Source organism: Candidatus Binatia bacterium (genome assembly GCA_029248525.1).
Classification (GTDB): domain Bacteria; phylum Desulfobacterota; class Binatia; order UBA12015; family UBA12015; genus UBA12015.
Window position 1 is genome coordinate 202,479 of the sequence record JAQWJE010000049.1, and the last position, 12,651, is coordinate 215,129.

Sequence of the window (12,651 nt, forward strand, 5' to 3'; positions counted from 1 at the left end):
AGTAAATGTTAACGCGAAGGTACAATGAGTAATCCAATAGCGACTTGTGAGACGACCTTGGGCACCTTCGAAGTGGAGCTTTTTCTCGAAGAGATGCCGATTACGGCCCAGAACTGGATCGATTTGGCGAAAAGCGGGTTTTACGACGGCCTGCATTTCCATCGAGTGATCAATGGCTTCATGTGCCAGTTCGGCTGCCCGCACAGCCGGGATCCGCAGAGCCCGAGTGCCGGGACCGGTGGCCCGCCGCATGGAACCATCGAGGACGAGCACCCCGAGGCCTATAAATTCTCGAATGAGCCGGGGACACTTTCGATGGCGAACACCGGACGTCCCAATAGCGGCGGTTCGCAGTTCTTCATCAACACAGCGAACAACGCATACCTGGACTTTTTCTCCCCGGGTGCGTCCAAGCACCCCGTCTTTGCCCGGATTTCCTCCGGGATGGATGTGATCCAGAAAATCGAAAAGACCCCGACCGACGGTTCGGATCGTCCGACCACGCCGGTCGAGATGATCAAAGTGACCATCGCCGAGTAGCGCGCATCTCCCGAACTCCGGCGATCCGCTGGAGTTCGGGAGCGTTTACTCTGCTGGATCTGTTGGTCCAGATCGAGTACCGATTCCCTAGGTTGGAACGCGAGACTGGGGAGGAGGTCCGATGATCCGTCGGTTGGCGATTGTAAACCGCGGCGAGGCGGCCGTGCGCTGTTTGCGGACTGTCCGTGCCTGGTCGGGGAGGACGGGGCAATCGCTATCTTCGGTCGCCCTTTTTACGGATGCTGAACGAGACGCTCCTTTTGTCCGTCAGGCGGATGTTGCTGTCGAATTGGCTTCGCCCTCGACACCGGTGGGGTCTTATCTCGATCACGATGGCTTGATCGCCGCGATTCAGGCGGCGGAGGCCGACGCTGTTTGGCCCGGTTGGGGTTTTGTCTCGGAGGATGCAGACTTCGTCGACCGCCTCGAAGCCGAAGGGCTGACTTTTCTCGGCCCTCGTGCAGCGACCATGCGACGTTTGGGCGACAAGATCGCGGCCAAGCAATTGGCGGAATCCGCGGGCGTCTCGATCGCTGCCTGGAACGGTGGCGTCCTGAAGGGCCCGGAGGAGGCTCGCAACGTGGCTTCCCGGATCGGGTTTCCCGTGGCGATCAAGGCGTCAGCAGGTGGCGGCGGTCGCGGGATTCGCATGGTCCATTCCGATCAGGATATCGAGGAAGCCTACCGCTCTGCAGCGTCCGAGGCCGAGGCGGCTTTTGGTGACGGAAGACTTTTTATCGAGGCTTGCATCACAAATGGGCGGCATATCGAGGTCCAGATCGCCGGCGATCATTTCGGCAATATCTTTGCTTTGGGGTGTCGCGACTGTTCGGTGCAGAGACGGCATCAAAAAGTTCTCGAGGAGGCGCCGCCCCCGGGGCTTTCCGCGGGGACCATGAAATCCTTGCAGGAGGCTGCGGTGCGATTGGCGCAGGCGGTCGGCTATCAGGGGGTCGGAACCGTTGAATTTCTGGTTCAGGGCGCGACGCCGTTTTTTCTCGAGGTGAATCCGCGGCTTCAGGTTGAACACGGTTTGACCGAGAGTCTGACCGGTCTGGATCTGGTGGAGTTGCAAATACGAATTGCGCAGGGAGAAAATCTCTCCGGTCTGAAGATCCGCGAGACGGGTGCGGCGATCGAGGCTCGGGTGTGCGCGGAGGACCCCTCGGCAGGGTTCCTCCCCGCCCCGGGACGCGTGGAGCGGTTTGATGTGGCCTTTGGCCCGGGTGTTCGAGTGGATAGCGGGATTGTTGTCGGTAGCGAAATCTCGCCGTATTTTGATTCGCTGATCGCAAAAGTGATTGCCTATGCACCCGACCGAGCGGGCGCGCTGTCCCGCTTGCAAGGTGCGTTATTTGCGACCGACCTTGTCGTTTCCGGTGGCGCGACCAATAAAGGTTTTTTGTTGGAAATCTTGCAGGACGCCGATTTTCAGGCTGGCGGCGTGGACACCACGTGGTTGGAGAGGCGTCTGGCGTCCGGATTTCCGGTCGATGAAAAAACCCAGCGCGATGCGATGGTCCTTGCGGCGATCCTTGGCTATCAGCGAAACCGCAAGTCGGCACGAGGTAACTTCTTTGGGGATACCTCTTCGCTGGAACTTGAGCGGGTTCCGCGCTCGACGGGTCAGACTGTCGAGTTGGGCTATCGGGGTGGCGACTATGAGTTGGACGTTCTGGGCGTTGGCTCCTGGCGATATCGCGTCCGTCTTGGCGGTAACGAGGTGTCCGCGGCGTTACGTTCGCTCGATGATTATACCGGACTCCTCGAGGTCGACGGCGAGCGCTGCCGGGTCGCTTACGCGGCCGACGATGCAGGCCTGCGTGTAGAGGTCGACGGGCTTCCTTTTGCATTCTCCTGGTATGGTGCGGGCCGAGTGCGTGCCGCGACGCCGGCTTTGGTGGTCTCCCTGAGCGTGGCTGTCGGTGATCGCGTTCATGCCGACGATGCGCTCGGAATCCTGGAAGCGATGAAAATGGAAATCGCCTTTCGCGCACCGGTTTCCGGGCTCGTTCGAGAAGTCGCGGTGCGCGCGGGGCAGCAAGTGAGAGCCGGGGACCTTCTTGCGGTTCTGGAAACGGGCGAAGCAGATTTGGATGCAGCGGAGGCGGTTCGAGTCGTCTTCCCGGCGGTATCAACCGCCGATGTTTCGCTGCGGGAAGAAGTTCAGGCCGTGTTTTTGGGCTACGATTCCGCGCCGTCCGGGCTGGAGCAGCTGGTGTCGGCGATGGAGCCAGGGACTTCGTCCTCGATCGGCTTTGCCGAAGACGAGGCTGAGAGCCTGCGCCGCGAGTTGCGCCTCTATATGGAGACCGAAGAGTTATTTCTACGGACACCGACTCGCGGGCGCGAAGGATCGGTTTCCAACCACGCTCTTTTGCACCGCTATGTGCGGCGAATCGGCGCGGGCGGGGAGGGCCTGGATCCGGAATTCCTCGAACGAGTGGCGCGGATTCTCCAATGGTACGGACTCTCTAGGCCCGAACCGGGTCCTGTCCTGGAGAGAGCGATCTTTCGTCTCTTTGCCGCGCGTCGGTCGGCTGAACTTCGTCATCGATTGGCCTTGGCTCTGGTGCATCGGCTGGAGGCATGGGTTTCTGACGGACACGGACTCCGCCGCCATGATGAGCTCTCCGATACCCTGACACGAATGGCTGCGATGCGAGGGCATTTGCCCGAAGCGCTCGCGGATGCGGCCATCGAAGCGCATCACGAGATTTTCGCAGCCCCCAGGCTACGGCGCCGCCTCGCCCGGGCGGAACGAGACGCAGAGGATAGCCCGGAATTGCGAGCGGCTCTATCGCGGATGGAAGCCTTCGATCTGGAGAGACTCGAGGCACCGCCGGGGTTGGCTTGCCTGCATGCACGAGCCCGGAACCACTCGGGCGACGAGCGAATATTCGTGGTTGCCGAGGTTCGCGGCCGCCGGCATAGGGCGGGGAGATTGACTCGCTTGCACCTGGCCGCCTTCGAGAGTGCCTTTCATGATGCGACCCGACTGTTGCGAACCGTCCTCGCCGAGAGGGATCCGCGAGACCGTCTGCAATGGAATCGAATCTTTCTGATGGTGCAGCCGGAGGTTTTGCTCGGTGCGGGTGTCGTCGATGAATTGGTCGCTCGATTGGCACCGGCAACACGTCGACTTGGTCTCGAGAAAGTCATCGTGCGCTTCTCTCGTCTCGATTCGGAAGATCCCGAAGCTGGGAGCGAGCAGTGCGAATTAGTCGTTTCTGATTTGACGGGCAATCGTCTGGATATCGAACTGCGGGCACCGAGAGATAAAGTTCTTGAACCACAGACGCCCTACGAAAGGCGAGTCGCTGAAGCGCGCCGACGAAACCTGCTCCCGCCACATGAAGTGATTCCATTATTTGGTGATTCCTTCGAAGAGTTCGACATTGATTCGGGGGCACCATCCCCAAAGTTGATTAGTGTCAGGGGTCGAGCATCGGGAGAGCATGAGGCTGGCTTGGTCGTAGGAGTGATTGGCTCGTCGACGGATGAAGTTCCCGAGGGGATGTTTCGTGTCGCGATCGTCAGTGATCCGACACGCGATATGGGTGCCTTGGGTCCAGCGGAATGTGATCGAGTTGTGGCGGCTATCGACCTTGCGGAAGAGCGTGGTTTGCCGGTGGAGTGGATTCCCATATCGGCAGGTGCGCGAATCTCGATGGAAAGTGGCACGGAAAACCTGGATGCGACCGCTCGGGTGGTTCGAAGGCTCGTCACCTTCACTCAGAACGGCGGTATGATTCATGTTGTCGTAGCCGGCGTAAACGTTGGCGCCCAGAGTTATTGGGACGCACTGGCGACGATGCAGGCGCATTGTCGAGGGGCTTTGATCATGACGCCGGAGGGCTCGATGGTCCTCACCGGTCGTGCCGCGTTGGAGGCAGCAGGCTCGGTCGCAGCCGAGGACGAGGTCGCGATTGGGGGCTATGAGCGAGTCGCGGGTCCGAACGGAGAGGCTCATTATTTCGCGCGAGATCTGGCAGATGCGAGTCGCATTCTGCACCGACACTACAAGTTCACTTACGTAGTGCCCGGAGAGTTGATGCCACGATCGTTGCAGACCGAGGATCGCAAGGATCGAGACGTTCGCGCCACGGATTACGAGTGCGAGGATTCGGAGTTTTTGTCAGTTGGCGATCTTTTTGACGACGCCAAAAACCCCGGCCGGAAGAAGCCCTTTGCGATGCGGCAACTCATGGCGGCAACAGCAGATGCCGATATTGAACCCCTCGAACGCTGGCGCGACTGGGAAGGCGCCGAGACAGCGATTGTTTGGGATACATCGTTGGGAGGACATCCGGTCTCCTTGCTGGGCATCGAAAGCCGCAACATTCCGCGCCTTGGTCACCGCCCTCTGGACGGGCCGGCGGAGTGGACCGGGGGCACGCTTTTCCCGCAGTCCTCGAGGAAGGTCGCCCGCGCCCTGCAAGCATCGAGCGGGAATCGTCCGGTCGTCGTTCTGGCAAACCTTTCGGGTTTCGATGGCTCGCCGGAATCGATGCGGAACCTGCAGCTGGAATTCGGCGCAGATATTGCCCGCGCTGTCGTGAACTTCACGGGCCCGATCCTCTTTGTCGTCGTGTCTCGCTACCATGGTGGCGCTTATGTCGTCTTTTCGCAGGAACTTAATTCGCGACTGCGCGCAGCAGCACTCGAGGGTTCGCATGCTTCGGTGATCGGTGGTGCGGCGGCGGCGCAAGTCGTATTTTCCCGAGAAGTCGAGAACCGCGCTCGCCAGGCGAAGGCGGTTCTCGCTGCCGAAGCGGAGGGTCGAGGGTCTCCCGGTGCAGCTGCCCAGGCGGTTCTGGATCAAGTTCTGTCCGAGGCTCGTCTCGAGGCGCGCCTCGCGGTTGCTGCCGAATTTGATGCCATTCATTCAGTGGATCGCGCGAGAGAGGTGGGCTCTTTGCACGAGATTGTTTCTCCGGGGGACCTCAGGCGTTATCTTATTGAAACCTTGTTTGGTGAGGCCGGAAAAAACTGAAGGTCGCACCAGACCCCGAAGGCAGGTAGGCGTTGGACATGGGATTGCTTCTCAGGGATTTGCGGAGTCTTTTTCTGTGCGCTTGCATCGGGGCCCTTGCTCCGGGATGTGCTTCGGTTCCGGAAGAGATCGTCGAAGTCAACGAGGATTCGTCTGCGGCGCCGGGGGCGACACCTTACGCCCAAAATCCATGGTCGCACCCGGAGATCAAGGCAGAGCTTCTGCTCGACCGCCAAGTGGCTCGCGACCCCTCGGATGGGGGTGGAACCGCTCGGTTGCTCGACTTGCCGCCGGAGGGGCCGCGCCCGATCCCGGCCAGTTCTCGGCAAAGCTTTGTCATTGAATATGAAGCAGGACCTTTGGGGATCGCGCCCGGGGGCACCATTTTCTTTCAGGTCTCTCCCTTTTGGGGTTGGGAGTTACCGCAGACCGGGACCGACCAGCGGGGCGGTTTCCTGCGTGCGACGACCTCGGTTGCGGGAGTGAACCTTTCCACGACACCGCTGACGCAAGGACTGGTGGCGATTGAGGTGAATGGCCCGGGCCTGCGTGCCGGCGAAACGGTTCGAATCGAATTCGGGGCAGGCGCCAGCGGCACTCGAGTGGATCGCTTTGCGGAGACCGGCGAACGTTTGTGGTTGGCAGTTGACGGCAACGGTGACGGCATTCGCAAACTGATCGAGGAGTCGCCATCGGTCGACATCATGGCTCGCGAAGCTTCCCGTCTGCACCTCGCATTACCCGGATCAGCTGCGGCCGGTGCCATCGTCCCTCTGACGATTGCGCTGCTTGATCGAGCCGGGAATAGCGGGATGCCATGGGTTGGCCAGATCGATCTTGCTGTGGAGGGCGCCGAGGCTGGCATTACGATGCCGGCCGCCGTTTCGCTTGCTCCGGAGGATCAAGGTCGCAAGACGATCGACCTTCGAGTGCCTGCTCCGGGTGTTTACCGGATTTCTGCTGTCGCTCGGCCTTCGGGCACGGAGGAGGCAGGCCCGGCAGCGCAAAGTAACCCGCTTGTCGTGCAGGAGTCGCCGACGCAAACGCTTCTCTGGGGCGATTTGCAGGTTCATACGCAACTCTCGGATGGTTCCGGTTCCACTCTCGAGAATCTGGTCTATGCGAGAGACGCCGCTGGTATCGATGTGGTTGCACTAACCGACCATGATCATTGGGGCCTGAAAGCCCTCGACGATTTCCCCGAGGTCTGGCAAGAGCAGCTCGGCGAGGTGCAGGCATTCAATGAGCCCGGTCGATTTGTGACGGTCCCCGCATTTGAATGGACGAATTGGGTTGAAGGACATCGCCATGTTCTCTTCTTTGGGTCGGAGTCCCCCGAACTTCTGAGTTCGCTGGACGAGCGTTACGATACGCCTCCAGAGCTTTGGGCCGCATTGGCTGGAAAGAATGCCATGACGATCGCCCATCATTCTGCCGGGGGGCCGGTTCCAACAGATTGGTCGATTCCACCCGACCCCGACCTTGAGCCTCTGACGGAAATTGTTTCGGTTCATGGCTCGAGCGAATCTCCGGATTCACCGATGCCGATCTACAAGGCGAAGCCGGGAAATTATGTTCGTGATGCTCTCGATCGCGGGTATCGTCTCGGTTTTCTGGGCAGTAGCGACGGTCACGACGGGCATCCTGGTTTGGCGGGAATTGCGAGCGGTGGCAAAAGCGGTCTTGCCGGTATCTGGGTCGACGGTAAGGAGCCGAGGACACGCCGGGCCATCGCGAGGGCTCTGCGGGCCCGCTCGGTATATGCGACCAGCGGTCCGCGAATCTACCTCCGGGTCGACCTCGATGGTTTGCCTATGGGTAGTGTTCTCGACGCGCCGATCGGTGGCGAGGCTGACCGCACGCAGGTTCTTTCGTGGGAGATCGCGGCCGAGACAAGTCTCGAGCGACTCGATATCATTCGTCGGGGAGCCAGGGTCATGTCGATCCGCCTCGACGGCGAACGCGATCTTGCCGGAAGCATCGAGGTGCCGGTTCTCGGCCCCGGCGACTGGCTCTATTTGCGCGCCGTCCAGCGCGATGGTGGCGCGGCCTGGTCGAGTCCCTTCTTCGTTCTTCGCTTGCAGGAAGTGGATGCCCGGACCGAGGTTGGTTCGAGCCCGCAACCTTGACTTCAAGGTTGCGCGAGATCAGTTTCGCGACTGGCGGCATCCTGAATGGTTTTTTGCTCTTCCAGATAGCTTCGACAGTCCAACAAGGTGCAGGCTCCTCGTGCGGTCAGAATGACCGCCGTCCCAAGGCCCAGAAAGCTTCCCAGAAAGACCACAAGAACCAGGAGCCCCTTGCGTGGTTTTCCGGCGAGCCGACTCGCCTCCAGTTGTCTCCAGGACGTGACGACCGCGATCACGATGGCCACCAGAGCGAGCGCAAGAATCAGAGCCGAACTGGTCATGGTTGTCCGATCTTCGCCCGCGCACCAAGTTGCTCTTGGCATTGCAAGGCGATGTTTTTTTGTTGGGGTTCAGTCACGCGTGCTCAGTAACCGCTCAGCGCGGCCCAGCGATTCCGATGGAATACGGCGTCGCCGAAAAGAAGTTCCGTACTGCGGGCGCGCTTGAGGAAGAAACCGATATCGTGTTCGTCGGTCATGCCGATTCCCCCGTGCATCTGGACAGCCTCGTTGGCGATTTCGACGTAGGACGCGGACAGCAACCCCTTGGCCAGTGAGGCCATTTCGGGAATATTCTTGTCGCCCTCGTCGATGGCGCGAGCGGCAGCCATCACCGTCGAGCGAGCGAGTTCGACCTGCACGAACATACGCGCCGCGCGATGCTTGAGCGCCTGAAAGCTGCCGATCTTGACCCCGAATTGTTCCCGGTCGCGAAGATAAGAGGTGGTCATTTCGAAGGCCGTGCGCATCCCGCCAAGCATTTCGGCCGATAGTCCCACCAGGGCGCGGTCGATCACGGGATCAAGAATATCGGCGCCGTGCCCTACTTGGCCGACGACGGCAGATGCGCCGAGTCTCACGCCACTCATGTTGAGAAGCGAGGCCCCGCGGGTATCGATCAAATGCTGGTTGGTCCGCGAAAGACCCGGAGTTCCAGCTTCCACCAGGAAGAGGGTGATCCCATCGCGATCACCATCTGCGCCGCTGGTCCGGGCCGATACGATTATTTTTTCCGCGGCCGGTCCGTCCAGCACCAGATCTTTCTCGCCGTCGAGCACGAAGTCTTCGCCATTGGCCACCGCTCGCGTGCTCACCCGATACATCTGGTGACGCACGCCGGGTTCGTGGTGGGCAAGCGCGAGAAACCTTTCACCGGAAGCAACGGCGGGAAGCACTTCTTGCTTCTGGGCCTCGCTGCCACCGAGGAGCAGGGTATTGGCGCCGAGCAAAACAGTCCCCAGGAAGGGTTCCGGCGCGAGAGCGCATCCAAGTTCCTCGAGGACGACGACCATTTCTGCGTAACCAAGGCCAAGGCCGCCATAAGCCTCGGGAATCAGGATCCCTGGCCAGCCGAGGTCGGCCATCTCCTTCCATACGACCGGATCGAAGCCGATCGCCTCGCCGGCATCTCGGAGAGCGCGCATGCGCGCGACAGGCGATCGTTGGGCGACAAAATCGACAGCACTGTCGCGGAGCAGGGATTGTTCTTCGTTCAATATCAGTGGTTGCATGAAATTTTCTCCGTAGGCTCAGTTCGCGGTTCGCGTGAAGGATGCGACCAGAGACTGACAATCGGTAATAGTCGCGACCATGGGCAGCGAGTGTTCGAGGACCGCTTGGGCGTACGCGGGCGGAGTCGCGGCAGTTCCATCGTGGGGAACGACGACTTGATAGCCGGAATTCACAGCCTCGATAGCACTCCCCAAAATGGCGATGTTCAGGCTCACTCCGAGAAGTACGACGGTCTTGACGTTGAGGTTTCGTAGCAGGGCATCCATTTCGGTCCCATGGAAAATGGTGACCCCATGAATCCGCGGCACGATAAAATCGCTATCGGCCGGTCCGAACTCGGGAATGATCCGGGCATTATCGGAGCCCGGCAGGAGTCCCTCTCCCGGCGCCTTCATCGCCATGGCCAGCAGCCGACAATTCGCGGTCTGGCCGCCACGGTCTTCGCGACGATGGGCGACCCCATGCAGGACAGGAGAACCGGCCTTGCGAGCGGCTGCAAGAACGGATTGTCCGTTCGCAATCATCCCCGACTCGTTGACGGCATCGACCAGAGCGGGGAAAATCGCGCCGGCACCGATGACGCCGCGCTGGCATTCAACGGTGATGACCGCCGTGCTGGGCGGGTCTATGATTTGCGCGAGGTTCATGGGTGCAAGACTTTCTTCAGTCGGGTAATCCGAGAACGCGCTTGGCGATAATATTCAGTTGGACCTCCGAGGTGCCGCCTTCGATCGAGTTGCCGCGAGACCGCAGCCAGGATCGGGCCGTGCCCAATTCTCGGTCATCAAACCCTTCGCCCTCCCAGCCAATCGCTTGCGGGCCTGCAATCTGCATTTCGAGTTCGTTCCGGCGCATATTGATTTCGGTGCCGTGAAGTTTGAAAAACGAGGTTTCGGGCCCCGGCTTGTGGCCGGCCTTCATGCCGTCGCGTGAGCGCATCATGGTGAGTTCGAAAGCGCGCTGATCCATTTCGCCAGCGGCAATCTTGTCCCGCAATACGGCATCGGCGAGGCGACCATTTTCCTCTCCGGCATAGCGCTTGGCCCGAGCCGAGATGCTCTCGCCCTTACTGTTACCGCCGCCGGTACCAAACCCGGCAATCATGGTCCGTTCGTGGCCGAGCAAAGCTTTGGCCAGACGCCAACCGTCGTTTTCCGTGCCAACGAGGTTGGTCGCAGGGACGCGCACATCAGAGAGGAAGGTTTCGCAAAAGGGCGAGTAGCCACTGATCAACTGAATGGGCTTGGCCTCGACGCCCGGACTACGCATATCCATCAGGAGGAAGCTGATCCCGGTATGCTTGGTCGCGTCAGGGTCGGTCCGCACCAGAATAAACATCCAATCTGCCTGGTCGGCATACGAGGTCCAGACTTTTTGGCCATTAAGGACAAAATCATCCCCGTCTCGATCTGCTCGTGTGCGCAGGCTGGCGAGATCCGAACCTGAGCCGGGCTCCGAGTACCCCTGACACCAGCGGATCTCTCCGCGAATGATCTTGGGCAAGTGTTCGGCACAGAGTTCCTCGCTCCCCTCCTGCAGCAGAAGGGGTCCAATCATGCTGAGTCCGAAACCGATCAATGGCGGGCGCAGGCGGCGTTTGCGCATTTCCTGCGCGAGGATCTTGTCCTCCTCCTTGCTGAGACCACCACCGCCGTACTTTGTGGGCCACTGGGGCGCGGTCCAACCTTTCGCGGCCATGCGATCGAGCCATTCTTTTTCGCCCGGATCAGCGAATTGCCAATGGGAACCGCCCCAGCAGATTTCGTCGTTGTCTTTGACCGGCTTTTTGGCGAATTCCGGGGCATTCGCGTCGAGCCACTCGGCGGTTTCGTTTCTGAAATTTTCCAGTTCGGACATCAGCAGTACTCCTTCGTTGCCCCTATTTAACGCCGGGAAGGGAGGGTTCACAAGGTGTCCGAAAAACCCGCCTCCGGTAGGGGTCTACATTGACCTGCAGGGCGGATCTGACTTATGAAGGCGTCGAGAAACGAGGCGAATCGAGAAAATGTCCAAGGCAGCCAGTCATACGATCGGAATCGACGAAGGAACTACAGGAGTGCGGGCGATCGTCCTCGATGCGGGGGGAACCCTTGTCGGACATGCCTACCAGCCCGTTCGCGCGGACTACCCGCATCCCGGCTGGGTGGAGCATCCCGCCGAGGAACTTTGGCAGACCACCAAGGGGGTCCTCGATCGGGCCCTCGCCGATGCCGGATTACGCGCTCCGGATATTGCCACGATCGGGATTGCGAACCAGCGAGGTGCTGCCGCAATTTTCGATCAGATAGGTCAGCCCCTCGGTCCGATTTTGGGTTGGCAGGATCAACGCACGGCGACCCGCTGTGTCGAACTTCTGGAGCAGGGTTTCTTCATCATTCCGAATACAGCCGCTTCCAAATACGAGTGGCTCCTCCGGGAGCACGGTGGCGCGGGGCCGAAAGTACGCCTTGGGACGATCGATGCCTATCTCGCTTGCCGACTTTCGGAAGGTGATATCTTTGCCAGCGATCATTCCAACTACTCGGTCAGCGGTGTTTACGAGTTCTTCGGGGGGACGCTCGATCAGCGGACGATTGACCATTTGCAGATTGATGCGGATGCTCTGCCGACGCTTGTGGATTCGAGCAGCATCCTTGGTCATACCAGCGCGCGTGTCTTCGGAGCAGAGGTCCCGATCGCTGCCCTCGCGGGCGATCAGCATGCCGCGATGTACGCACAGGGGTGTCATGAGGTCGGGACGATTGAAATCGAGATCGGCACATCAGCGATGGTCAAGAGAAACGAAGGTGAAGCCCTGGGCGAGGCACCGGCTGGCTCGTATCCTCTGGTACTCTGGTCCCTCGATGGGTCGCGGACCTTTTGCGTGGAGTCGCCGGTTTTGACAGCGGGAGCCGCGGCAGGCTGGTTGCTGGAAGGCCTCGGTCTGGTGGCTGATATCGAGAGTCTGGAACCCCTCGCACGCTCGGTTACAGATGCTGGCGGCGTATGGGCCGTTCCCGCTCTCGCGGGTCTCGGTGGACCCCATCTGGACCTCGAGGCACGGGGGATGATCGGGGGGATCTCGCGCGCAACCTCAAAGGCGCATATCGCGCGCGCGATGTTGGAAGGAATTGCATGGAGGTGTGCCGAGGCAGCTGTCGCTTTGGGCGGGGAAAATGGGGCAGAGCGCATTCGGGTTGCTGGAGGCGCAGCGGCCAACGACCTTCTTCTGCAATTGGTGGCAGACGCCTCCGGGGCAGAGGTTCAGCGGCCTGCGTTACTGGATCGAGCTGCCTTGGGAGCAGCGTACCTCGCGCAGCGGGCTCTCGGCTTGACCACCGATCAGGAAATTTCGGAGCGTTGGCGAGCGGATCAAAGCTTTACGCCAAGCTGGTCACAGGATGAGCGCGCCACTCGGCGAGAAAAATGGCTTAGCCGGATCGCACTCTCTCGCGCTGCCGGCACCTGACTTCTCTTAGGCACTCAGCTAAGATGC

Annotated in this window: 8 protein-coding genes; 4 read left to right on the forward strand and 4 right to left on the reverse strand. The window is 60.4% G+C overall.

What is annotated here, in order from left to right:
- The first annotated feature begins 24 nt into the window (after positions 1 to 24).
- From P8K07_13475 to P8K07_13485, 3 genes are all read left to right on the forward strand, one after another.
- Positions 25 to 540, forward strand: coding sequence for a peptidylprolyl isomerase (locus P8K07_13475; GenBank protein ID MDG1959527.1), 516 nt, complete (start codon positions 25 to 27; stop codon positions 538 to 540).
- Between the two features lie 121 nt (positions 541 to 661).
- Positions 662 to 5,536, forward strand: a complete 4,875-nt coding sequence (locus tag P8K07_13480; protein MDG1959528.1) for a carboxyl transferase domain-containing protein — start codon at positions 662 to 664, stop codon at positions 5,534 to 5,536.
- Positions 5,537 to 5,574: 38 nt separating this feature from the next.
- Positions 5,575 to 7,665, forward strand: a complete 2,091-nt coding sequence (locus P8K07_13485) for a CehA/McbA family metallohydrolase (protein ID MDG1959529.1) — start codon at positions 5,575 to 5,577, stop codon at positions 7,663 to 7,665.
- Between the two features lie 2 nt (positions 7,666 to 7,667).
- On the opposite strand, the gene P8K07_13490 is transcribed toward P8K07_13485, so the two are convergent.
- The 4 genes from P8K07_13490 to P8K07_13505 form a co-directional block, all read right to left on the reverse strand.
- A complete protein-coding gene (locus P8K07_13490) occupies positions 7,668 to 7,946 on the reverse strand; it encodes a hypothetical protein (GenBank protein MDG1959530.1) in 279 nt (92 codons plus the stop codon).
- An 83-nt stretch (positions 7,947 to 8,029) separates the two neighbouring features.
- Positions 8,030 to 9,175 carry an acyl-CoA dehydrogenase family protein gene (locus P8K07_13495; GenBank protein ID MDG1959531.1) on the reverse strand — a complete coding sequence of 382 codons (1,146 nt, stop codon included), beginning with the start codon at positions 9,173 to 9,175 and terminating at the stop codon, positions 8,030 to 8,032.
- A gap of 18 nt (positions 9,176 to 9,193) precedes the next feature.
- Positions 9,194 to 9,823: a cysteine hydrolase gene (locus P8K07_13500; protein MDG1959532.1), complete on the reverse strand. Its 630-nt coding sequence runs from the start codon at positions 9,821 to 9,823 to the stop codon at positions 9,194 to 9,196.
- Between the two features lie 16 nt (positions 9,824 to 9,839).
- Positions 9,840 to 11,033 carry an acyl-CoA dehydrogenase family protein gene (locus tag P8K07_13505; GenBank protein ID MDG1959533.1) on the reverse strand — a complete coding sequence of 398 codons (1,194 nt, stop codon included), beginning with the start codon at positions 11,031 to 11,033 and terminating at the stop codon, positions 9,840 to 9,842.
- 148 nt (positions 11,034 to 11,181) lie between these two features.
- Here P8K07_13505 and P8K07_13510 point away from each other — a divergent pair, with 148 nt between their 5' ends.
- The gene (locus P8K07_13510) at positions 11,182 to 12,624 is read left to right on the forward strand and encodes an FGGY family carbohydrate kinase (GenBank protein ID MDG1959534.1); all 1,443 of its coding nucleotides are present in this window, start codon (positions 11,182 to 11,184) and stop codon (positions 12,622 to 12,624) included.
- Positions 12,625 to 12,651 lie beyond the last annotated feature (27 nt).

What these genes read in the sequence shown, in the direction of transcription:
- P8K07_13500 (MDG1959532.1), bottom strand. Translation starts at nt 9,823, where the DNA reads ATGAACCTCGCGCAAATCATAGACCCGCCCAGCACGGCGGTCATCACC.
- P8K07_13510 (MDG1959534.1), top strand. Translation starts at nt 11,182, where the DNA reads ATGTCCAAGGCAGCCAGTCATACGATCGGAATCGACGAAGGAACTACA.
- P8K07_13480 (MDG1959528.1), top strand. Translation starts at nt 662, where the DNA reads ATGATCCGTCGGTTGGCGATTGTAAACCGCGGCGAGGCGGCCGTGCGC.
- P8K07_13490 (MDG1959530.1), bottom strand. Translation starts at nt 7,946, where the DNA reads ATGACCAGTTCGGCTCTGATTCTTGCGCTCGCTCTGGTGGCCATCGTG.
- P8K07_13495 (MDG1959531.1), bottom strand. Translation starts at nt 9,175, where the DNA reads ATGCAACCACTGATATTGAACGAAGAACAATCCCTGCTCCGCGACAGT.
- P8K07_13485 (MDG1959529.1), top strand. Translation starts at nt 5,575, where the DNA reads ATGGGATTGCTTCTCAGGGATTTGCGGAGTCTTTTTCTGTGCGCTTGC.
- P8K07_13505 (MDG1959533.1), bottom strand. Translation starts at nt 11,033, where the DNA reads ATGTCCGAACTGGAAAATTTCAGAAACGAAACCGCCGAGTGGCTCGAC.
- P8K07_13475 (MDG1959527.1), top strand. Translation starts at nt 25, where the DNA reads ATGAGTAATCCAATAGCGACTTGTGAGACGACCTTGGGCACCTTCGAA.